Genomic DNA, 21,895 nt, shown 5'->3' with positions numbered 1-21,895 from the left:
GGGGTGGTGCAGTCGTTGAACGCACAGGTCGGGTACATCGTGCGGAGTGCTTGGCGTTGGTCGTTGGTGGCGAGCCGTCGGGTTCGGCCGAGGTCGAGGATGACGCCGTGGCTGTTGAGGACGGCGGGGATGATGCCGGCGTTGCAGGCGAGCCGGCGGATCGTTTCGACGGGCAGGGGTGTGCCGTCGGAGGTTTCGCAGCAACGCCCCAGGTTCGCTGGTGACGCCGATGGTGTTGCAGCCGGCGTTGCAGCGGTCGTCTTTGTCGCGGGCCGTGTCGGCGGGGTGGGTGTGGCGTCGTGATCGAGCAGCGTTTGGAGGTCGATGAGGACGACGAGGTCGGTGGCGTGTTGGTTGTTGGTGCGGGTGCCGGTGATGAGGTTGGCGATGGCGTCGGCGACGACTTGTTGGTGGGTGCGGGTGTCGGTGGGGTCGTCGCGTTTGGCTCGGTAGAGCCGGTCGATCTCTTGGTCGATGGCGGCGCGGACGCGGGCGCCGGTTTCGGGATCGAACTTTGCGAACAGGTTGGTCATGCCGGTGGCGTGATCGGTCCAGGTGTTGGCGGTGCGGTTGGCGCGTTGTTGTTGGAAGCGTTCGAGGTCGCGGGCCCGGTCGAAGTCGTCGACGAGGCCGCGGACGTGGACCCGGAAGCTGTGCAGATCGTTGCCCAGGGCGTGGGTGGTGAGGTCGTTGCGGTAGCGCTGGTAGAACGCGGTTCGTTCGTCGGGTGAGAGGCGGGCGACTGCTTGGGTGACGGTGTCGGCGTAGGCGCCGGAGAGGTCACCGCGGCGGGTGGCGTCGCCGAGTGCGGGTAGCTGGTCGAACAGGTCGGAGCGTGCTGAATCGCGTTCGGGTTGGCGGTGGGGGCGGTGGCCTCGGGGGTCGAGGGAGCGGCTGGGTGGGGGTGGGATGGTGCCGGCGGGTGGGCGGAGGTCGCGTTCTTTGCGGGCGAGGTCGGCGCGGATGCCGTCGATCATGTTGGCCGCTCGTGTCACCTCGATGCTGGCGTGTTTGAGGGTGTCGGTGGTGAACGTTTCGACGGCGAGGTCGGCGAACGCGGTGCCGAGCGCGTCGACGGCAGCGTGCAGCTGGTCGAGGTCGGGACGGTTGCCGGAGGCCATGACGAAACGCTAGTCGATTGCAGCAGAGTGTGCAACAGGTGTTCGTCTATTTTCTCGTGATTTTTCTGTCTGTCCGCACAATCGGCAGGATCGGCATCGTTTTCGCGCGCAGACGCGACCGGTGTGCCGGCCTCACTGTCCTCTGCACCGTGCTGACGAACTGAGCCCCGGCTGCTCGTGCAGCCGGATGGGCACGCTGCGGTAGCCGCGGGTGAGGATGAAGCCGCCTCCCCGCAGCTGGGCGGGCCACGTCGCCGGCGGAGATCGGGAACGGGTCGTCGAACATGACCGGCAAGAGCGGGTCGATCGGCGCGTCGATGTCCGGTCTCGCGGTGAGCTCAGGGCTTCCTCCTGACGACGCCCCAGGAGCCCTCATATAGCTGACAATTTCGCGGTGGACTACGCGGAGGGCCCCGTCGTCACGACTCGTACCGCCACGGCAGCCGCCGCCGTTCCGAGCAGCGTGCCGCCGACAGCGTCGGACGGCCAGTGCACCCCCTGCACCCCGCTCGCCAGGAAGGTCACCACGATCGGGATCGCGGCCAAGGCTGCAACGCCGTTCCGGCGCCGCCGGTGGGCGAGACCGACCGCGGTTCCCCAGACGACCGACGTGCTCATCGAGTGGCCGGACGGGTAACTCGAGCTGGAGTGGTCGGCCCGTACGTCGACCTGCGCGGCGGTCGGCCGGGGCCGGTCGACCACGTCTTTGATGATGGGCTGGACGACGAGCATGGTGGCGAGCAGCAGGCCGATCACGGCGGCGCCGGCCAGTTGATGCCGCCAGACGAGCCACGGCGCAGCAGCGGCAAGCACGACCAGCGCCCCCTCCGTGCCGGTGGTGACCCGCACGAACTCGGCAACACTCGGCACTGGTTCCCCGAGTGCCTGCAGCCGATCGATGTACCACACCTCGCCGGGGAGGGCACCGCCGTTGGCGTGAACGACGAACCCGACCACGGCGGCCACGAGAACGGCAGCCAGCGGCCACCAACGGGCGACATCGTGTCTCACCGCGGCCACCGTACGGCGGAGCCCAGGAGGGTTCCAGTCCGCGGTCAGGGACGCCGGGTGCGGCGCCCGTTGGCGCTGGCGTTCTGGCCGTCGTCGTCGAAGTGGACCGAGATCGTCTGGAAGCCCTTGGCGGTCTGCGCCGTCGCCGCGTCGGTGTACACGCTGCGGTCGGCGGCGGTCAGGTCGACGTTGTCGGTGAACGGGGTCAGCAGGGCACGCGGGTAGAGACGCTTCGCCCGCACGACGTTGATCTCGGCGCTGATCACGATCCCGACCGCGGCCAGGTACAACCACGCGAGCAGGCCGAGGACGAGCGCGAACGCGCCGTACGTGGCGCCGGTGCCCTTCACCACGTTGCCGACGTAGACGGTCCCGAAGACCTGGAGCAGCTGCCAGACGATCGACGCCGTGACCGCCCCCGGGAGCAGGTTGCGGAACGTCGTCCGCTGGACGGTGCCGACCCGGAAGGCGACGACGAAGATCGCCGTGTTGACGGCCAGCGCGATGAGGACGGCGAGCAACGAACGCGACCGTGCGACGTCGGCGCCGAACGCACCGGGGTCCCCGCCGACGGCCGAGAGCACGGTGGTGACGATGACCGCGGCGGCCCCGATGACGAGGAAGAGCAGACCCCGGAACCGCAGGTGCAGCGGATTCGGACGACGATGTCGCGGCACCGCCCACGCCACGTTGAGGGCGTTTTGGACCGCGTGGCCGACGCCGAGGGCGCCGTAGAGGGCGACCACCGCGCCGGTCACGATGGCCGCACCACTCCCCTGCAGGCCATGCGGGTCACCCAGCTGGTCGCCGATGACCGGGAACTGGCTGAGCGTCGAGTCGAGCACCCGTTGCTGCAACTCGGGGTCGTCCTGGAGCACGAAGCCGAGGATCGACGCGAGGAGCAACAGCAGCGGGAACAGGGCCAGGAACCCGTAGTAGGTGATCAAGGCAGCCAGGTAGGGCCCCTGGTCCTCGGCGAACTTGTAGACGACGGCGAGCGGAAATCCGGCCCAGCGATGCCGCTGCTGGAACGCATCGAGTCGATTCCAGACGTTCACCCCCACACCTCACAGGACCATTCGGACCGTGGCCCTTCGAGTAGCCACGTCAACGCCGTACGCACCGTCGCATGGATACCCGCCCATCGGCGGGGACAACCCCGCCGTCGTCGCTCATCAGTCCAGGGTCGCATCAGTCCAGGGTCGCCGGACTACGACAGGATCTCCTGGATCGTCCGGTACTGCGACGCCGGTCCCGTGACCAGGGCCGTGGAGATGACCGTGGACTTCCAGAGCTCCGCCTCCTCGGTGACCTTGGCGAGCGGTCCGATCAGCGCCACGTCCTCCACCAACTTCGTCGGCACGGCGGCGATCGCTTCGGGCTTCCGGCTGTCGAGATAGAGCTCTTGGATGCGGGCACACTCAGCCTCGTAACCCATGCGGGCGAACACTTCGTAGTGGAAGTTCGCCCCCTTGGCGCCCATCCCGCCGATGTAGAGGGCGAGCATCGGGCGGAGGAAGTCGGCGCATCCCTCGACATCGTCGGCGATGATGACCGGCAGCAGCGAGACCACCTCGAACGTGTCGAGGCCCTGGTGGCGGCTGCCCTCCCGGGCGAACCCCTCGGCGAGTGCCTTCCGGTAGAAGGCGTCGCTCTTCGGCGAGAACCAGAACGGCAGCCACCCGTCGGCGATCTCGGCGGCGAGGGCCACGTTCTTCGGACCTTCGGCGGCCAGCATGATCGGGATGTCGGTGCGCAGCGGGTGCACCGTGGACTTCAGCGCCTTGCCGAGCCCGGCGCCGCCGGGGAACGGGAGCTGGTAGTGCTCGCCGGAGAACTGCACGGGGGCCTCCCGGGCGAAGACCTGCCGGACGATGTCGATGTACTCCCGGGTGCGGGCGAGTGGCTTCGGATACGGCTGCCCGTACCAGCCCTCGACGACCTGCGGGCCCGACGCACCGAGCCCGAGGACGAACCGGCCACCGCTCAGATGGTCCATCGTCAGGGCGGCCATCGCCGCCGCAGTGGGCGTGCGGGCCGACATCGGCATGATCGCCGTGCCGAGGCGCACCGTCGTCGTCGACGCCCCCCACCACGCCAGCGGCGTGAGGGCGTCGGATCCGTAGGCCTCGGCGGTCCAGATCGAGTCGAACCCGAGCCGCTCGGCCTCGGCGATCTGCTCCGTCACTCCGGCGGGTGGGCCGGCCGACCAGTACCCCGTGTTCAGACCGAGCTTCATGATCCCCCGTTCGACGAGTCCTGCGCGCCAAGCGGCGGCTGGGCCGACGCTACCGGTCGGGCAGCCGCCACGCGGAACCGCTGCGGCGACCTGACGGTTGGTGCCTGGCACCACCGTGAGGTCGGTGACCGGTCGAGTCAGGCGGTCACCTCGAGCTCGGCGTACATGCCGAGGGCGAAGTGCGGTGCCCCACCCTCGATGCCCTGGGGCGGTCCGCCGTCGGACTCGGCGGCCGCCCGGAGGTACTCGTCGGGGTCGGCCCCGTGCGGGATGAAGCACATCACCGCGTACCGACCCGGTTCGGCGAGCGTGCCGTCGCCGACCGCCGGAATGACCTCGTCGGATCCCGGAGCCTGCAGGAGCACGGTCGCCGGGTTCCCGAGGATCTCCGTCAGCTCGTCACCCGGCAGCTCGACGAGCTCGTCGAGGGGTCGGTCCTCGTCGTCGGGCAATCGGAAGATGGCCATCTCGTGGAGCTCCGTCGGGGCCGTGTTGTGGAACGACAGGCGGGTGCCCGCCTCGACCGAGTCGGGCAGCTGCTCGAAGCCGTAGTCGACGCCGTCGACGGTGACGGCGATCGGCTCGCTGCCATGGTGGGCATGGTCCGTGGACGCCGAGGCGGCGTCGACGGACGCAGTGTCGATCGACTGCGTGTCGATCGACTGGGTGTCGACGGCCGGGCGGTCGGCGTTGGCGCCGCTGCTGCACGCGGCCGCTCCGAGCGCGAGCGTGGCCGCCGTCGCGGCACTGATGGCGAGCCGCACGGCGTGGCGGGGATCGGTGAGTGGGGAATGGTTCATCGTGATGCTCCTTCGAAGGGGGCGAGTTGGTGTGTCTGGGGGTCGGTTGGTTCGGAAGTGGGGGCGTCGGCGTCGGGCGTGTGCTCGACGACGAAGTCGGTGGTGAGGAAGCGCCGGCGCAGATCCGGCGGCAGCGCCTCGAAGGGCGAGGCCTGACTCAGGTGGCAGGCGATCGCCTTCTCGCGCAGCCCGAGCACGGCCGACGTGTCGACCGCCACGAGCTCGTCGTCGGGGCGACCGAGGTCGGCGACCCCCAGGTGCTCGCGGTCGGGCTCGGCCGCCGTCATCACCGCCGCCCACTCCGACATCAGCGAGCGGGCGAGACAGGAGTGGACGATCCGCACCGGCCGGTCGAGTGAGGCGACAGCGATGTGGAGCGCGTCCCGCAAGTGCTGGTGGTCGCGGTGGCCGTCGCTCCCGTCGAGCGTGAGGACGACATCGGGCTCGAGTTGGGCGAGGCGCCGCCCGACCGTGCGGGCGACATCGGCGATCGGGGTGGCGACGAGCGACCCGGGCTCGAGAGGGCCAGAGAATCCGGAGTCGCCGTAGTCGAGGATCTCGACGTCGTCGACGCCGAGGATCATCGCCGCCTGGCACAGCTCGACCTCGCGGAGCAGCCCGAGCGGCCAGGTGTCCGTGACGGGGTCGGGGCGCCGCTCGCCGGCCTCGCCGCGTGTCGCGCACAGCACGGTCACGCCAGCACCCGCGGCGGTGGCGGCGGCGATGAGCGAGCCACAACCGAACGACTCGTCGTCGGGATGAGCGACGACGACGACCATCCGCTCACCGGCCATGGCGATCGTCGTCGGCGCGTTCATGAGGTGACCGCCAGCGCCAGTTCGCCCGCGGCGATGATCTGGTCGAGCAGTTCCTGGCCCGGGACGGGGATCGGCGGCGCGGTCCGGACGTCGTGCAGCATCTGGAATGCCCGGTCGATGTGCCCGGCCCCGATCGTCGGGCTGTGGCAGGAGGCGATCGTCGTCATCCCCAGCCGTGCGACGCGGTCGACCTCGGCGTGGTACGACGCCGGGTCGGTCATGGTCAGCCAGGGGCTGAGCTGCTGCGCCTGGGCGTAACACCCTTCGATCCACGACTCCTCGGGCAGGTCGGAGACGTCGGCAAGTGCGTGGGGCACCATCGTGGCGAAGCAATCGCTGGCCCAGAAGACGCCTGTCGCCGTGTCGAACAGGCCTCGGGTGGTGGGCGAGTCGAAGAGCGGGGGACGCATCGTGACGTACGTGCGACCGTTGGCCTCGAACTTCGACTCGGTCTCCAGCCAGCGCATGCGGTTCGGCGCGATCTCCGGCAGGTTGCCCAGCCGCTCCCACTGGAACCACGACGTGAGCAGCGTCGCGTTCGGGCAGGCCTCCATGACGGCGCCGATGTTGCCGTAGTGGTCGACGTCGTCATGGCTGAGGAACACCCAGCGGACGTCGTCGGGGTCGACGAGGGACCACATGTCCCCGAGGTAGCGCTCGCGCAGTCCCGGCACGCCCGTGTCGACGATGATCGGCTCGGGTCCCCGGATCACCATGGCGTTGAGGTGAACGGCGACAGGGCCGGCGCCCTCTCCCTGGGTCGCCTGGATGACGAACGTGTCGGGCGCGATCTGCACCGGGGGGTAGTGGGGCGGACACGGTGGGTTCGTTTCGACGGTCATCGGGATTTCCTTTCGAAGGCGAGCGGTCGGGCGACCGCCTCGCCGCCGATCGTGACGGCCGGACCGTCGGCGGGAAATCCCTCACACCTGGGATCTTCAGACCCCGCCGGCCGGGGGCTGCGACACCCCCAGAGTTCTGGGATGGCACGGCGACGAGATTGGGGCCAGACTGTCGGCGTGGCGAGCCAGCTGACCCTCGAACGAGTACGTCGCGACGTGGAGGTGATCTCGCGCGCCGGGCTGGAGCTCCCCGACTACTTCGCCGAGATCGACGAGTCGCTCCGCCGCGCAGTGCCGTATCGCGCGATGTGCGCCGGGCTCTTGGACCCGGCGACGCGGCTGTGCACCGGCACGTACAAGCTCGGAGAGCTGAGGCCCGACCCGGAGGCCGATGCCCGCTGGGGCGCCATCGAGTACGGACCGCGGAATCCGACGAGCTTCGGTGCGCTCGGGTATCGCTCGACACCGGCGACCGCTGCCAACCTCGAGTCGGTCGACCTCGACGACGCCCTGTTCCGCCAGAACGTGTTCCTCCGGCCGACGTACGGCTTCTCCGACGAAGCCCGGGTCGCCGCCGTCGCCAACGGCCGGACGTGGGGTGGCATCGCGTTCCACCGCCGTCTCGGTGACGCCGACTTCACGGCGGAGGAAGTGGAGTTCCTCGCCTCGCTGTCCCACTGGCTCGCCGTTGGGATCCGGTCGGGCATCCTCGTGCGCCGGACGGCGCCGGGCGCCGGCCACGATCTCGGCCCCGGGGTGCTCATCGTCGGTGCCGACGGTCAGATCCGCTCGCGCAACGGCAGTGCCGAGGCGTGGCTCGACGAGCTCGACTCGGCTGACGCCTACAGCGGTGCCGCCAGCGCCGTCGGTTCGGTCGTGGTACAGGCACAGCGGTACGGGTCGGGCGAGGTGGCCACACCTCCGTGCATGCGGGTGCGTGCCCCATCGGGGCGCTGGTTGATCCTCAATGCCTCACCGATGCAGGGCGGTGACGCGACCGGCGACGTGGTGGTGACGATCGAGGAGGCTCGGCCCCCGGAGATCGTCCCGCTCGTGGTCGCCGCGTTCGACCTGACGCCTCGTGAGCGCGACGTCGCGCGGCTGGTGCTGCAGGGTGTGGAGACGAAAGAGATCGCCGCGTCGCTGCACATGTCGGCCTACACCGTGCAGGACCATCTCAAGTCGATCTTCGAGAAGGCCGGCGTCCGGAGCCGGCGCGAGCTGATCTCCAAGGTGTACTTCGACCAGTACGTCCCGCGCATGGGCGGTGAGCTGGCGCCGAGCGGCTGGTTCGCCAACTGACCTCCCGCCGAAGCGCTACTGGGCGGCCAGCGCCGCGGCGATCTCGGCCCCGAGGCGCACGTTGTTCTCGTAGACGGCGACGTTGGTGTCGACGCTGGCGCCGCCGGTGGCCAGCTGGATGCGATCGAGCAGGAACGGCGTGAGCTCCTTGCCGGCCACGCCCGAGCGATCGGCCTCGGCCAGTGCGGCGTCGAGCGCGGCGCCGAGCACGTCGGGATCGAGTTGCTGCTCGACCGGCACGGGGTTGGCGACCAGCACGGCGCTCGGCAGCCCGAGATCGAGGGCGGCGCGGAACATCGTGGCGACCTCACCGGGCGAGTCGACGCGGTACTCGAGCGGGTGGCCGGAGTCGCTCAGGTAGAACCCGGGAAAACGCGTCGTGCGGTAGCCGACGAGGCTGAGGCCGAGCGTCTCGAGCCGTTCCAGCGTGAGCGGGATGTCGAGGATGGACTTCACTCCGGCCGACACCACGACGATGGGCGTGTGGGCGAGCGTCGGCAGGTCGGCCGACTCGTCGAACGTGCCGGACGCCCCGCGGTGCACCCCGCCGAGGCCGCCGGTGGAGAACACCTGGACACCGACTCGTTGGGCCAGGAATGCGGTCGCCGCGACGGTGGTGCCGGCACTGAGGGACTTGGCAGCGACGACCGGCAGGTCACGCACACTCGCCTTGTGCAGGGTCGAGCCGGCGGCCAGGGCTTCGATCTGTCCGGCGACCAGCCCGACGTGCGGGACCCCGTCGACGATGGCGATGGTCGCCGGGGTCACCCCCAGCTCGCGGACCTTGGCCTCGGCCCCGAGGGCGACGTCGACGTTGCGCGGCGACGGCAACCCGTGGGTGAAGATCGTCGACTCGAGGGCGAGCACGGGGCGGCCCTCGGAGAGGGCGGCGGCGACTTCAGGGCTGACGTTGATCGGACTCACCCCGTCGAACGTACGGACCTCGGAGCGAACGAGCAACACGGCGGCGGTCGGCCGACATCGGTCACGCTGCGCTGGGAGACCTGCCGGTCAGGCCTCCACGTTGTTCAGGGCGTCGACCACGGCGTAGAGGTCGCCACGGTCGGTGTAGTTGACGGCGATGAAGTTGGGGATCTGCCCCCGCTCCTCACGACACTGCTCGGCCCGGGTGAGCAGCACAGCGCGCCGGTTCACGCGCTCGGCGTCGGTGACGAGGCTCGTGAAGTTGGCGAGCCAGTGGTTGAGGAGGAACAGCGGGGCGTCGGCGGGGCCGCGATTCTCGTCGCAGCTGAAGTCGCCGACGGACGGGAACGTGTACGGGGTGTCCTGGGTGTACTCGAATCCGTTCACCAGCCACGGGGCGGCGTCGCCTCCGTCACCTTCCTCGAGCATCACGACGAGGCGTCGGTCGGCGTCGACCATCTCGCCGAGCGTCGGCCAGGGCTCGCCCGGCGGGGGCGGTGAGGCGATCATCGGCACCAGACCGGCGGCCACGATGTCGTCGGCGATCAGGTCGGCGGCGACGTGATCCTCGATGAACAGCGTGACGACCTCGGTGGGGTGAGCGATCAACCAGCCGCGGATCTGCTCGAGCGTCGGCACGAACGGTGTCGAGCCCGTTTCGCAGAGTCCGTGGCACATGAACCGGGCCTCGGGGCCGACGGCCTCGCCGGCGATCGACGTGGCGATGCGCAGCGCGGCGTTCACCACCTGCGGACCGAGCTCCTCGTTGGCGATCGCCAGCGCCTCCTCGTAGCTGCTCTCGGCGGTGCGGACCACGCCCGTGCCGGGCCGGCCCGACCAGACGTCGACGAGCAGGACCCGCACGCCCTGGTCGAGCTGGGCGGGGATCGGGTCGGTCTGCTCGGCCAGGAACCACCCGGGTTCGTTGAGCACCGACATCGAGTTGTGGGAGGCGGCGTAGGCGACGTCGTCGTAGCGTCGATCACAGAGTTCGGCGTGGCCGTTGCACGTCAGCTCGCCGTCGGGTTCGACGGCGGACACGTCGCCACCGGGCCGGGCCTGCAGCACGGTGCCGGCGACGACGAGCACGGCGACCACTCCGAGCACGGCGAACGTCACCGGTCGCGACAGCATCCGCGGTGACTCGCCGGTCGCCGCGGTGGCCGCCATGGCTGCGTCGTCGGCGGCGTCACGGGCGCGGGCGTCGGCGCCCAGGCGGGCGAGCTCGACGATCGCGAACAACACCAGACCGACGCCGCTCAGCGCGATGAGCGGCTCGATCAGCCCGAGGGGGTCGGTGATCGCCGCCAGACCGACCGCGGCCGAGACGATGATGCGCACGACGAGCCCGACCGTCGTGGCCGGTCGCGTCAACAGACGGTTCCGGACCCGAGCCGCCCGCGCCGCGAACGCTTCGGGAGCCGACGAGTCGCAGGCCACGAACACGGCGAGCCCGGTCAGGGCGATCGCCGCGACGTTCCACCAGAGTGGCCGGACCACCACCGCCCAGCCGGCGCGCACGACCGCGCCGTTCATGTCGTCGCCGTCGAGGCGGCGGACCAACCAGCCGCCGACGGTCAGGGCGACGCCGAGCACACCGCCGGCCCACAGCAGCGCCCGCCCCACGGCACCAGCCGCCTGCCAGCGCCGCGGGGCGAGGACCACCGCACCAACGAACGACATCAGGGCCACGATCGGCAGGACCCAGGCGAGCACGTCGACGGTGCGGCCGATGCTGACGAGCACCCTCGAGAGGTCCTGCCCGCCGATGTCGGCCAACGTCACCGAGACGTCGGCGGACACGGGTGCCCGGTCCGGAGCCACCGCGGCCAACACAGCCGTCACGACCGCTCCGGCGTCACTGACGCGCAGCACCACGGCGTCGCCGTCGCCGCCGGCGAAAGCGTCGTGGGCCGACTTGGCCGCCTGGCGCACCGGGCCCGACAGGAGGCTGCCACCCGCCACGCGCACCGCCACGTCGTCGACCAGGGGCCGCAGGGCCGCGAGATCGGGAGCGCTCCTGATGATCTGACGGGAGATCTCGAGGCCGACCTGCTCGGCGACATCCCGATCGCGGCGCATCTCGTCGACGTTGGTGGCGAACGTGTTGCCGTCGAACAGTTGGCGGTTGACGTGGCCGGCCAGCACCCCGAGCACGGCGGTGATCGCGCCGAGGACGAGCAGGGCGCGGATGACCAGCCGGTGAGACCCACGGGACTCCACGGGCCGAATCATCGCGCCGGCGACCGCGCGAACGCGGGATGTGCGCGGCCGAGTGGTCGCCCCGTCAGTCGCGGAGCAGCTCGCGGACGTTGATCACCAGCAGCGCCAGAGCGATCAATGCCACCGGGACGGCAGCGACGACGCGCCAGTCCCGCACGAGCGCCATCCCGATCGTCAATGCGACGGATGCCGCTGCGACGAGGACCACGACGAGGACGACGAAGCGCATCAGCTGTCGCCGGGCCAGGGCCTCGATCGCGAACAGCAACAGGATCGACTCGACGCCGATGGTGGCGACCTTCCAGTCGGGGGCGAGCAGGGTGACGACGACCACTGCGAGCATGAACGACGTGCTCACCGCCGACCACAGGGCGAGCAACCGTCGCCGCGCCCTCGTCTCCTCCGGCACCGGCAGCCGGCGATGACGCAGGTGGTCGTGGGCTCCGGCGACGGGAGCCGTTGCATCGATGCCGCGAGCCAGCACGAGACGCTCGTCTCGGCGGGCGACGCGGTCGGCGGCCAGCGTGTTGAGGTGGAGGTCGTCGGCCGCCGGGACCCGCTCGCCGCTCGCCACCACGGCCCGCACCCGGGTCCGCTGGAGGGCGATCTGCTCGTCGAGCGCGCCGAGCTCGGCGTCGAGCTCGGCGAGCCGCTCCCCGACGGCGGCCCGCGCCGCGTGCTCGTCGGGCGGAACCTTGTGCAGGCCCGCCCAGCCGACGGGGTCGCCCCACGACGTGCGCACCGCTGCCGTGCGTTCGTAGCGGGGGCCGGCCGGGCCCCGCTCGCCGCCGAGCGGATCCTGGGTGTCGTCGCCCCACAGTCCGCGATAGTGCACGACCCACGAAGTCGTCTCGTCGATCCTGACGGCCTGCCAGTCCCGGTCCTCGCCCGGCCCGATGCCGATCCCGTCGCCCCGCGAGTAGTCGACGTACGGGATCGACAGACCCACGTGATGCTGGCCTCGAGTCCACGGCAGCAGGGTCCGCGACACCCGCCGCGACCACCGCAGCAGCCGGGCGAACGCCGGCCCGTCGTAGGCGGTGAGGTACTCGCCGGCGAGGTAGGCGCCGCTGTGCGATCCGAGGCCGGGATGGATCACGGGGTGCTCACCCACGAGGGTCAGGTCGGGATCGTCCCACCGCCTCCGCAGGTCGTCGCCGACCTCGTCGTGGGCCGACGAGGCGATCCACGCCGGCACGAGATCGCCGTCCCGATCCACCAGATAGATGGTGATCTGCTCCCAGTCGGCCTCGTGGTCGTTCACCCCGAACACCCGGCTACGCCAGTCGTTGAACACGTAGAAGTACCAGTACTGCAGCACCGTGTAGCCGCCGTCGCGGACGACGCGGCCGTAGTACGGGTGGTACTCGGGTCGGCACTCCCGGCGGTACTGCATCTCGGCGGCGACCTCGGTCCCGCCGGCCACCCGGCCCCGGAACATCAAGCTCGCCCGGTTGAGCGCGTCGATCCAGCGGCTGAGCACGCCGACGCGGGCCAGCCGGCTGGCGCCGCGGAACTTCGGCCGGTCGCTGCGCACCCGCCACCGTGCGACCTGCGAGCGGCTCGCCGGCTCGTCGACGAAGCGGAGGTAGTGGCCGGGACGGGGACGATCGATGCCCAACTCGACGAGGCGATCGATCGTGAGCGTGCCCTTGGCGGCGAGCAGCGTCGCCTTGCCGCCGGGTTCCCGCCCGAAGAGCTCGCAGCAGCGCACGTAGTCCTCGACCGCGGCGGGGAGGAACAGCTCGCCCTCGTTGAACCGCAGGATCGGCTCGAAGCGCCGCAAGAGGTGAAGGTCGGACTCGGCGTCGGCGTCGGCGTCCGGCGCGACCAACGGATCGTCCTCCACGGAGCGAGAAGCTAGTCCGCCGCGCAACGCCCGACCCCGGCGTCGGTGGCCTGACCGGAGGTGCCTGGCCCATCCCGTCAGGTCGCCGGTCAGATCACGGGCAGGTCTGGGGGGCGGGGGTGCCGTCGAGGCGGGCGATCGTCCACTCGAGGGCGTCGACGCCGCCCTGGTGGACCACGTCGACGTGGTTCACGCCGTCGTAGGTCTGCCAGGTCGTGGGCCGATCGGCCGCGCATCGCTGCTCGACCCACGCCTCGGTGACGTCCGGCGCGATGATCTCGTCGACGAGGCCCTGGGCGACGAACAGCGGTGACCTCACGCCGCCCGGCGCTGGACTGTTGCCGTCGAGCCGCTCCGTCCACCGCGGATCGGCGGCGGGATCGATGGCGAGGATGTCGTCGGGCAGGAGGATTCCGAAGAGGACGAAACGGAACGCCGAGGGCTGGTTGATGCACACCTTGGCGAGCTGCGCGGCGGGGATCCTCGCCCGCCGGGTGAACGTGCCGTCGGGGATGTCCGGGTAGTACGCGGTCCACGAGCCGACGGCCATGATCGTGAGCACATTGCCGGCCTTCGTGCCCTCGACTGCGGCGAGATTGTCCTGCAGGGCGGTCGCCGGTGCCAGCGCGGCGACGCCGGCGAGCTCGTACTCGGGGAGATAGTCGTCGGCGAGCTGCCCGGCCGACAGGGCGGCGTGTCCGCCTTGCGAATGTCCCCACACGGCGTACCGGTCGTCGAGCTCGAGACCGGTGTCCAGCGCGTGGGCGGCGCGGACGGAGTCGAGCACGGCTCGTCCCGCGCTCTGGGCGACGAGGTAGGGGTGCGGCCCGGCGGTCCCCAACCCGGGGTAGTCGGTGAGTGAGAGCACCCAGCCCTGTTCGAGCGCGCCGGTCATGTCGGGGACGCCCTTCAGCGGATCCGACGTGTTCGACGGGGCACACGGCGGGACGATGCCGGTGGTGCCGTGTGCCCACGCGAGCACCGGCCGCGGCCCAGGCGGCGGGTCGGTCGGCGCGATCACCAGGCCGCTGACCGCGATCGGCTCGTCGTGCTCGTCCGTCGACACGTAGAGCACCTTCCACGCCTCGGCGCCGGCCGGGATTCCGTCGGTGAACGGCTCGGACCGCAGGATCGTGCCCACCGGCTCGGAGAGGTCGTCCGGCGCCGAATAGAACGCGCCGGGTTCAGGGTCCGGGTGGCGATGAGGAACACGGCGAGGGCCGCGACGACCAGGCCGATGAACCCACCGACCAACCCGATCAGCCAGTGAAGCCACCGTCGGCTGGTGCGCTCCGCACGAGCCGGTCCGTCCACCCCACCGCTCCCCGATGCCACGCCCTCTCCCATCGGCCAATTCTCTCAAGCGTGCGCTCGCGCCGAGGTCATGCTCGAAGGGAGCGGGCCCGCGATGAGTTCCGGTCCCGCAGCCAGTCCAAGACAACGACCGACACGACCCCACCAACCTGGAGATCCCCATGGCCCTCGTCACCGCCAGCCTGTTCAGCGCCCTCGACGGCGTCGTCGATCCGATGATCGGCAACTGGCACTTTCCCTACTTCAACGACGAGATGGGCGCCGCCGTCTCCGACACTCACGACACCGATGTGATGCTGTTCGGTCGCGTCACGTACGACAGCTTCGCCGGCGCGTGGCCCGAGCGCGAGGCGGCCGGAGGCGAGGACGCCGAGTTCGCCGCGACGCTCGGCGACATGCGCAAGATCGTCGTCTCGCGCAGCCCGCTGAAGTTCACGTGGCGCAACTCCGAACAGCTCGAGGGCGACCTCGTCGAGTCGGTCACCGCCTTGAAGGCCGACCCGTCGATCCGGCGCATCGCGCTGAGCGGCTCGGTGTCGATCGTGCGCCAGCTCCTCGCTGCCGGGTTGCTCGACGAGCTGCATCTGTTCGTGCACCCGGCGGCCGCAGGCTCCGGCCTGCGCCTCTTCGACGGCACCCCCGAGCACCACTTCACCCTGAAGTCGTCGCAGGCCTTCGCCACGGGTGTGATCTATGTCGTCTACGAGCCCAATCCGACCCCGCCCAGCGGCTCCTACGAGACGGCGGTGGAGAGCCTGTAGCGAGGGCGTCGCTGAGCCTGCCCACCGCGTCCGCAGCCGGCGCTGAAATCGCTCGCGGCCGGTGGGCGCAGTGCTTACGCTGGACGCCCGTGCGTGCTGGTCGCGGCGGGGCCGCCCAACAAGACGTGCGGTTCTGCCGCTCGGCCGACGGCGTGCGGATCGCCTATGCCGTGCACGGCAGCGGCCCACCACTGGTGATCGCGACGTGTTGGCTGAGTCATCTGCAGTACGACTGGCAGAGCCCGGTGTGGCGCCACTTCCTCGCCGATCTGGGCGAGGTGGCGACCGTCGTCCGCTACGACGAGCGGGGCCACGGCCTGTCCGACTGGGGCGTCGAGGATCATGGTCTCGGCGCCCGGGTCGCCGACCTCGAGGCGGTGGTCGACGACGCCGGCGTCGACCACTTCGCGCTCATGGCGATGTCGCAGGGCGGCCCGGTGGTCATCGAGTACGCGGCCCGGCACCCCGAACGGGTCACGCGTCTCGTCTTCTACGGCAGCTACGCCGCGGCGTTCCGCGATCCGACACCTGAACAGCTGGAGCTCAGCGCCACGTTCGAGCAGATGATCAAGGTCGGCTGGGCCCGGCCGGACTCGGCGTTCCGTCGCGTGTTCACCTCGATGATGATCCCCGACGCCACCGAGGAGCAGATGCGCTGGCTCGACGAGCTACAGCGCATGGCGGTGTCGGCGGAGACCGCGGTGATCGCCCGCCGTCAGCGGGCCCAGGCCGACACCTGTCACCTGCTCGCCGAGCTCGACGTGCCGACGCTGGTCGTGCAGTCGCTGAACGACCAGATGAACGACTTCGACGACAGCCGCTACCTCGCCGCGAACATCCGTGGAGCGAGGCTGGTGCCGCTGGACAGCAACAACCACATCGTTCTCGAGCACGAGCCCGCGTGGCCCGTCTTCCTCGACGAGGTGTCGACGTTCATCGCCCCCGATCGCGATCTGCCTGGCGAGCAATCGGGCGACGATCCGGTGAGCACGCTGTCGCCTCGCGAGCTCGAGGTGCTGCGGCTCGCCGCGCAAGGCCTGTCCAACGACGACCTGGCCGAGGCGCTGACGCTGAGCCTGCGCACGGTCGAGCGCCACCTGCAGAACGTCTACGTCAAGCTCGGCGTCCAGGGCCGCTCGGCACGCACAGGCGCCGTGGCCATGCTCCTCAGCCGCACCTGACGCGTACGCGTCGGGCCGCGCCGGCCAGCCCGGTCCCGCCGACGATTGGGTGGCGGCACCGATGTGCGCGCCATGGGGTCGTGCGTACCTTCGCCTGGCCGGCGGCACGCCGGCCAGCAACGAGCGAGGAACGAACGATGACCACGACGAAGACCGACCCGGTGACCGACCACCAGCCCGACACCGCTTCCGAGCCGACGCTCGTCGCGCGGGCAGCAGCGTGCGGCCCCGTGCTCGCCCGCAACGCCGGACCGGCGGACATCGGCGGCACCTGGGTGCAGGAATCCTTCGATCACGTCCGCGACGCCGGACTGCTGTCGATCGCCGTGCCCCCCGAGCTCGGCGGGGCCGGCGCGACGATCCGTGAGATCGCCATGGTGCAGCGCGAGCTCGCCCGCCACTGCGGCTCGACCGCGCTCGCCACGGCGATGCACCAGCACGTCACGGCCTTCACCGCGTGGCGCTATCGCCGCGGCCTGCCGGGGGCCGAAGCGACGCTCCGTCGCGTCGCGACCGAGGGGATCGTCCTCGTCTCCACCGGGGGAGCCGACTGGACAGGCCCTCGTGGCACGGCGACCAGGGTCGACGGAGGTTACCGGGTGAGCGGCCGCAAGGTGTTCGCCAGCCAGTCACCCTGCGGATCCGTCATGTCGACGATGTTCACCTACGAGGATGCCGAGCGCGGCACGAGGGTGCTCAACATGGCGGTCCCGTTCGCCGATCCCGGCGTCTCGGTGCTCGACACCTGGGACACACTCGGCATGCGCGGAACGGCCAGCAACGATGTCGCCATCGACGACGTCTTCGTGCCCGACGAGCGCGTCCTCGCCGACCGTCCGCACGGGGTCGTCGATCCGCCCCTGCAGGTGATCGGCACGATCGGCTTCGGCGTGATCTCGGGCGTCTACCTGGGGATCACCGAGGCGGCGCGGGACCATGCGATCGCCGCCGTCGGCGACCGGGTGCACGACCGTACGGTCCAACGCCAGGTCGGCCTGATGACGCATCGCACCCGGGTCGCGGCGTGGGCGCTCGACGGCGCATTGGCGATCGCCGGCGACGACCCGACACCGTCGATGGGCACCCTGGCCGCGGTGATGGCGGCCAAGCGCGAGATCGCCCTCGCCGGGGTCGAGGTCTGCGACGTGGCGATGGAGCTGGCCGGTGGCGCCGCCTACTTCAAGGGCTCGCCGATCGAGCGCGCGTACCGCGACATCCGCGCCGCCAAGTTCCACCCCTTCACCCCGGAGCAGACGCTGCTGCACGCGGGCGAGCTGGCGCTGGGACTTCCCGGTGAGCGCTTCTGAACACCCGGACGCCTGGCGACTCGTCGACGAGGGGTGGGGCCGGCGGGCGGCTGACTTCGCCACCCTCGCCGAGCCGTCGAACTGCCGGGAGTACGTCGCCGTCCACCGACATCTGGACGTCGGCGCCGGGACCCGGCTGCTCGACGTTGCCTGCGGATCCGGCTTGGCGCTGGAGCTGGCCCGAGCATGCGGCGCGACCGTCGCCGGCATCGATGCGTCGGCCCGCCTGCTCGCGGTCGCCCGCCACCGCAACCCGGACGCCGACCTCGCCGTCGGCGACATGCACCACCTGCCGTGGGATGACGGCGCCTTCGACGTCGTGACGAGCTTCCGCGGGTTCTGGGGCACCACTCCCGATGCCCTCACGGAGGCGTGGCGGGTCCTCGCACCGGCGGGCCGACTCGGCTTCACGGTGTGGGGACACATCAAGGCATCCGAGGGGGCATGGGCGCTGTCACCTTTCAGGCTCGCCAGCGAACCGAAGGTCGCCAACCAGGCGGCGATGGTCGCCCTCGGTCGCCCCGGCGCGGGCGAGGACCTGCTCGACCGGACGGGTTTCGTGCATATCCGGCGGGTCACGATCCCGATGGCCTGGGAGTTCGCCGACCCCGCGTCGTACGCCCGGGGCTTGGCGTCGATGGGCCCCTCGTACGAGGCCATCCAGACGGTCGGCGAGGACGCGTTCATGGAGTACGCCCACGAGGTTGCGTCGGCCCGGGTCCGCGACGGGCTGCCGCTGCGGGCAACCCTCGACGTCGTCGGGTACCTGGCGGACAAGCCGGCAGCTCCGCCCTGCTCTCCCAGCGGCTTCCTGGCCGTGCCCGACACGACCGAGGAGCTCCAGCGTTCCTACGAGCACGACGTCGAGACCATCGGGTTCGTCATGAACGCATCACGAGCATGGGCCCACTCGCCCGACGTGCACGATGCGCTCTTCGGCCTGCTGGACCGCGTCGCCCGGTCGTGCTCGCTGACGTTCCGGCAGCGCGGCATTCTCGTCACCGCATGCGCGTCGGCACACGGCGACTCGTATTGCTCGCTGGCGTGGGGCCTCAAGCTGGCGACCCACTCGGGCCCCGACGTCGCGGCCGGCGTGCTGCGCGGGGACGACACCGAGCTCGACGCCAAGGAGCGGGCCCTGGCGACGTGGGCACGGCGAGTCGCCGGCGACCCCAACGGCACCGTCGCCGAGGATCTCGACGACCTCCGCGCCGCCGGGTACGACGATGCGGCGATCCTCGCGATCACCACCTTCGTCGCCCTGCGGATCGCCTACTCGACGATCAACGGGGCGCTCGGTGTGCACCCCGATCGGGAGCTGGCCGATGCTCCCCGACCGGTCGTCGACGCCGTCCGGTGGGGGCGCCCGATCGTGCAATGCACGTGAGGCGAACGGCGGGACCCCGGCATCGGACTCGTGTCGCGGGTCTCCGCCCGCGTCACGCCGTACGCGAGTCGCCGGCGGACTCCGGTGACGCGTCGGCGGCCGGCGACGCGTCGCGCCGAGCCCGCCGACCGCGAGCGACCTCGGTCTCGAGGGCGTCGAGGGGTTGAGCCAGCGAGGCGAGCGAGTCGAGCAACCGGGCCAGCCACGCCTGTGCCGCCTCGACGCCGTGCTCGTCGATCCGGTACAGCCGGCGCGTCCCCTCGCTGCGGAACGTCACGAGCCCCGCCTCGCGGAGCACTTTCAGATGCTGTGACACCGCCGGCTGCGACATCGGGAAGCGATCCTGTACGGCGGCGACGATCGCGCCGGCGGGTTGCTCGCCGGTTCCGAGCAGTTCGAGCACCGCCCGGCGCGCCGGCTCCCCGAGCGCCTCGAAGACCGCCGTCATCGGTTTCACCCGGTGCCGTCGGGGGCCACGGTGTAGAAGTGTGTGGTCCGCTCGGCGGCCGCACGGGCGGCGTCCGCCTCCTCGCCGTCGGCGACGGCCGCCTCGGCCCACCGGGCCGCCGCGAGCTGAACGAACTCCTTGCCGGCGGTGGTGAATGTGAACGCCATTCCCGACTCCGGGTCGACTGGCCGTCCCGAATCGATGTGCAGACCGAGACCCACGAGAGCGAGATCCCAACCGACACCGACCGCTCCGGGCCCGAACTGCGTCCACAGGTCGGGATCGACGTGCGCCTCGTGGGTGAGCTCGAGCGTGGTGCCGGCGCCGGCAGCGACCAGGCGGACGGTGAGCCAGGACACCATCGGGCCCATCTCCCACGTCACGGCGAACAGGTCGGGCTCGTCACACCGCTCGACGACGCCGCCGGCGTTGCCCTCGAGCTGGTACCTCCCGCCGACGCGGAGGTCGCCCGAGACGGGCAGGAACCACCGGGGAATCCGCTCCGGGCTCGTGATCGCCTCCCACAGGTCGCGCTGGTCGGTGGCGTACGTCCGCCGAGCGACGGCGATCCTCGTGGGTGTCCCGTCGCGCGTTCCTTGGCGAACCTCACGCACGACCAGACCGGCGAGCTGCACCGGGTCTCCCGCCATGGTGACCGCCTCGCTCGGCTCGCGATCGCGGTTCGGTCGTCGTGTCTCCGGTTCATTCATAAGTAGCAACTTATCATTATCGGAGGCATGGCGCACACCGGTGCCCGCGGCGCCCCCTCACGCCGCGGACACCGGCGGCGCCGGACCTGAACGTCAGGCCGTGATGCGGCGCCGGGAAACCACCAGGGCCGCGGAACCGGCCACGAGGAGACCCATCGCCAACAGCACGAGCTCGTCGGTCACGTCCGAGCCGGTCTCCGGGAGCTCACCGCCACCACCGACCACCGTGGTCGTCGTGGTCGATCCCGGCACCTGGCCGACAGCGAGGACGACGGGCGAGACATTGCACACCTGTCCCTCGACGGGAGCGCAGGAGAGGTTCTCGCCGGGCGGGGGCGGAGCCGCAAGCACCCGCACCGGCGAGACTTCCACGGAGACACCACGCGACTGTCCGAAGGCGCCCCGGCTGAAGCCGGCCGGCCCGGAAGGACTGTCGTCGGAGACGATGAAGTCACCGATCACCCTCGACTGGTTGTCGAAGTGGTCGACGCTCGACGCACCGGGCCCGACTTCGGCGGTCACCCGGATGGTCGGCAGCGTCTGCCCCGGCTCGAGGACTCCCGTCGCATCACACGTCAGGTAGTCGGGTCCGTCCGGGGTCGGGACCTCGGTGCACGAGATGGGGAGCCCCTCACCGACGACCTCGTAGTCGACGAAGAGGATCGTCGCCGGGAACAGGTCGTCGATGGCGAGGTTCTCGAGGGCGAGACCTCCCGTGTTGCTGACGATCAGCTCGTAGAAGATGGTCTGACCCGGCTCGACGCGGTCGTCGTTGACCGTCTTGTCGATCTCGACGGCGGCGTAGGAGTTGGTGATCACCACCGAGACCTGCTCGCCGACGTTGCCCGAGCCGAAGAACCGGTCGGACGGCGAGTAGGACACGATCGTGCCCTGGTTCTCGCCGACCTCTCGCACGATGTACTCGATCGCCCCGTCGTCGCCGGGATCCCCGTAGCTCGCCGGGAGGGTGATGGCCTCGGGCTCCTCCGACGACAGCTCGAACGTGAGGACCAGGCTCTCGACGCCGTCGTCGTAGTAGGCGATGTCGACCGTGTACAGCGCTTCGCCCGGGGGCGGTCCATTGAGCTCCTTGGTGACGATGAGCTCGAGCTCGCAGTCCTCGCCGGGAACGGGTGTGGCGATCTCGGAACCCTCGACGAGGAACTGGGGATCGGTGGAGTCGACGCGGATCCGGGTCGACTGTCCACCTGCGAGCGTGATGCTCAGCGGCCCGACCGAGTCGTAGTACGTGATCGTCACGGGACCCGCTTGCGGGTTGGTGACGTCGTACCAATAGCCGACCGTCGAATCGGCACCGGTGCTGCTCAACGAGTACTCCCGACAGAGGGCCGAGACCACGAAGTCGGGTGTGCACTCGGGATCGTCCGGCGGCAACTCCGGGTCGTACTCACACACCGGCGGCGTGCACTCCGGATCGTCCGGCGGCAACTCCGGGTCGTACTCACACACCGGCGGCGTGCACTCCGGATCGTCCGGCGGCAACTCCGGGTCGTACTCACACACCGGCGGCGTGCACTCCGGATCGTCCGGCGGCAACTCCGGGTCGTACTCACACACCGGCGGCGTGCACCCGGGATCGTCCGGCGGCAACTCCGGGTCGTACTCACACACCGGCGGCGTGCACCCGGGATCGTCCG

The 21,895-nt window shown here is 70.7% G+C and carries 19 protein-coding genes; 5 read left to right on the top strand and 14 right to left on the bottom strand.

What is annotated here, in order from left to right; genetic code table 11:
* The 7 genes from DN771_RS28245 to DN771_RS28215 all read right to left on the bottom strand — a co-directional run.
* On the bottom strand, positions 1–1,121 hold a 1,121-nt coding region (locus DN771_RS28245), incomplete at its 3' end, for a DUF222 domain-containing protein (RefSeq protein WP_117000923.1).
* Positions 1,122–1,520: 399 nt separating this feature from the next.
* Positions 1,521–2,132 carry a phosphatase PAP2 family protein gene (locus DN771_RS28240; protein WP_162942519.1) on the bottom strand — a complete coding sequence of 204 codons (612 nt, stop codon included), beginning with the start codon at positions 2,130–2,132 and terminating at the stop codon, positions 1,521–1,523.
* A 44-nt stretch (positions 2,133–2,176) separates the two neighbouring features.
* Positions 2,177–3,190 carry a YihY/virulence factor BrkB family protein gene (locus DN771_RS28235; protein WP_117000926.1) on the bottom strand — a complete coding sequence of 338 codons (1,014 nt, stop codon included), beginning with the start codon at positions 3,188–3,190 and terminating at the stop codon, positions 2,177–2,179.
* 152 nt (positions 3,191–3,342) lie between these two features.
* On the bottom strand, positions 3,343–4,371 hold the full coding sequence (locus DN771_RS28230; protein WP_117000921.1) for an LLM class F420-dependent oxidoreductase: 1,029 nt from the start codon (positions 4,369–4,371) through the stop codon (positions 3,343–3,345).
* Positions 4,372–4,508: 137 nt separating this feature from the next.
* Positions 4,509–5,171: a hypothetical protein gene (locus tag DN771_RS28225; protein WP_117000920.1), complete on the bottom strand. Its 663-nt coding sequence runs from the start codon at positions 5,169–5,171 to the stop codon at positions 4,509–4,511.
* On the bottom strand, positions 5,168–5,989 hold the full coding sequence (locus DN771_RS28220; protein WP_117000919.1) for a PIG-L deacetylase family protein: 822 nt from the start codon (positions 5,987–5,989) through the stop codon (positions 5,168–5,170). The genes DN771_RS28225 and DN771_RS28220 overlap by 4 nt, the downstream gene beginning before the upstream one ends.
* The gene (locus DN771_RS28215) at positions 5,986–6,831 is read right to left on the bottom strand and encodes an oxygen-binding di-iron domain-containing protein (protein WP_117000918.1); all 846 of its coding nucleotides are present in this window, start codon (positions 6,829–6,831) and stop codon (positions 5,986–5,988) included. The genes DN771_RS28220 and DN771_RS28215 overlap by 4 nt, the downstream gene beginning before the upstream one ends.
* A 177-nt stretch (positions 6,832–7,008) precedes the next feature.
* Here DN771_RS28215 and DN771_RS28210 point away from each other — a divergent pair, with 177 nt between their 5' ends.
* Complete coding sequence (locus tag DN771_RS28210) at positions 7,009–8,133, top strand: LuxR C-terminal-related transcriptional regulator (RefSeq protein WP_117000917.1); 1,125 nt, start codon at positions 7,009–7,011, stop codon at positions 8,131–8,133.
* Between the two features lie 15 nt (positions 8,134–8,148).
* Here the strand turns inward: DN771_RS28210 and DN771_RS28205 are convergent, their stop codons facing one another.
* From DN771_RS28205 to DN771_RS28190, 4 genes are all read right to left on the bottom strand, one after another.
* The gene (locus DN771_RS28205) at positions 8,149–9,057 is read right to left on the bottom strand and encodes a pseudouridine-5'-phosphate glycosidase (protein WP_117000925.1); all 909 of its coding nucleotides are present in this window, start codon (positions 9,055–9,057) and stop codon (positions 8,149–8,151) included.
* 87 nt (positions 9,058–9,144) lie between these two features.
* The gene (locus tag DN771_RS28200; protein ID WP_117000916.1) at positions 9,145–11,280 is read right to left on the bottom strand and encodes a phosphoinositide-specific phospholipase C-related protein; all 2,136 of its coding nucleotides are present in this window, start codon (positions 11,278–11,280) and stop codon (positions 9,145–9,147) included.
* Between the two features lie 64 nt (positions 11,281–11,344).
* Entirely contained in the window at positions 11,345–13,129 is a 1,785-nt protein-coding gene (locus tag DN771_RS28195) for a hypothetical protein (protein ID WP_117000915.1), read from the bottom strand.
* Positions 13,130–13,223: 94 nt separating this feature from the next.
* Positions 13,224–14,270 (bottom strand): lipase family protein, encoded by a 1,047-nt coding sequence (locus DN771_RS28190; protein WP_162942518.1) that lies wholly within the window; start codon positions 14,268–14,270, stop codon positions 13,224–13,226.
* A 334-nt stretch (positions 14,271–14,604) separates the two neighbouring features.
* On the opposite strand from DN771_RS28190, the gene DN771_RS28185 reads away from it, so the two are divergent.
* The 4 genes from DN771_RS28185 to DN771_RS28170 all read left to right on the top strand — a co-directional run bounded on the left by DN771_RS28185 (position 14,605) and on the right by DN771_RS28170 (position 19,079).
* Positions 14,605–15,204 (top strand): dihydrofolate reductase family protein, encoded by a 600-nt coding sequence (locus DN771_RS28185; RefSeq protein ID WP_117000913.1) that lies wholly within the window; start codon positions 14,605–14,607, stop codon positions 15,202–15,204.
* 89 nt (positions 15,205–15,293) lie between these two features.
* The gene (locus DN771_RS28180; RefSeq protein ID WP_117000912.1) at positions 15,294–16,385 is read left to right on the top strand and encodes an alpha/beta fold hydrolase; all 1,092 of its coding nucleotides are present in this window, start codon (positions 15,294–15,296) and stop codon (positions 16,383–16,385) included.
* Between the two features lie 137 nt (positions 16,386–16,522).
* The gene (locus DN771_RS28175; protein WP_117000911.1) at positions 16,523–17,692 is read left to right on the top strand and encodes an acyl-CoA dehydrogenase family protein; all 1,170 of its coding nucleotides are present in this window, start codon (positions 16,523–16,525) and stop codon (positions 17,690–17,692) included.
* Entirely contained in the window at positions 17,679–19,079 is a 1,401-nt protein-coding gene (locus tag DN771_RS28170) for a methyltransferase domain-containing protein (RefSeq protein WP_117000910.1), read from the top strand. Before DN771_RS28175 ends, DN771_RS28170 begins: the two co-directional genes overlap by 14 nt.
* Before the next feature lie 52 nt (positions 19,080–19,131).
* Here DN771_RS28170 and DN771_RS28165 read toward each other — a convergent pair whose 3' ends face one another.
* From DN771_RS28165 to DN771_RS28155, 3 genes are all read right to left on the bottom strand, one after another.
* Positions 19,132–19,527, bottom strand: a complete 396-nt coding sequence (locus DN771_RS28165; RefSeq protein WP_117000909.1) for an ArsR/SmtB family transcription factor — start codon at positions 19,525–19,527, stop codon at positions 19,132–19,134.
* A gap of 5 nt (positions 19,528–19,532) precedes the next feature.
* Positions 19,533–20,177: an SRPBCC family protein gene (locus tag DN771_RS28160; RefSeq protein WP_117000924.1), complete on the bottom strand. Its 645-nt coding sequence runs from the start codon at positions 20,175–20,177 to the stop codon at positions 19,533–19,535.
* A gap of 153 nt (positions 20,178–20,330) precedes the next feature.
* The coding region (locus tag DN771_RS28155; RefSeq protein WP_117000908.1) for an LPXTG cell wall anchor domain-containing protein at positions 20,331–21,895 on the bottom strand (1,565 nt) is incomplete at its 5' end.

It is taken from the genome of Desertimonas flava, from assembly GCF_003426815.1.
Classification (GTDB): domain Bacteria; phylum Actinomycetota; class Acidimicrobiia; order Acidimicrobiales; family Ilumatobacteraceae; genus Desertimonas; species Desertimonas flava.
Note: the sequence above shows the minus strand (reverse complement) of the source record. Positions and strands in the feature narration are given on the sequence as shown.

Bases quoted from the DNA above. Each gene is read 5' to 3' on its own strand.
- DN771_RS28230 (WP_117000921.1), bottom strand. From the start codon at position 4,371: ATGAAGCTCGGTCTGAACACGGGGTACTGGTCGGCCGGCCCACCCGCC.
- DN771_RS28225 (WP_117000920.1), bottom strand. From the start codon at position 5,171: ATGAACCATTCCCCACTCACCGATCCCCGCCACGCCGTGCGGCTCGCC.
- DN771_RS28220 (WP_117000919.1), bottom strand. From the start codon at position 5,989: ATGAACGCGCCGACGACGATCGCCATGGCCGGTGAGCGGATGGTCGTC.
- DN771_RS28215 (WP_117000918.1), bottom strand. From the start codon at position 6,831: ATGACCGTCGAAACGAACCCACCGTGTCCGCCCCACTACCCCCCGGTG.
- DN771_RS28185 (WP_117000913.1), top strand. From the start codon at position 14,605: ATGGCCCTCGTCACCGCCAGCCTGTTCAGCGCCCTCGACGGCGTCGTC.
- DN771_RS28175 (WP_117000911.1), top strand. From the start codon at position 16,523: ATGACCACGACGAAGACCGACCCGGTGACCGACCACCAGCCCGACACC.
- DN771_RS28165 (WP_117000909.1), bottom strand. From the start codon at position 19,527: ATGACGGCGGTCTTCGAGGCGCTCGGGGAGCCGGCGCGCCGGGCGGTG.
- DN771_RS28160 (WP_117000924.1), bottom strand. From the start codon at position 20,177: ATGGCGGGAGACCCGGTGCAGCTCGCCGGTCTGGTCGTGCGTGAGGTT.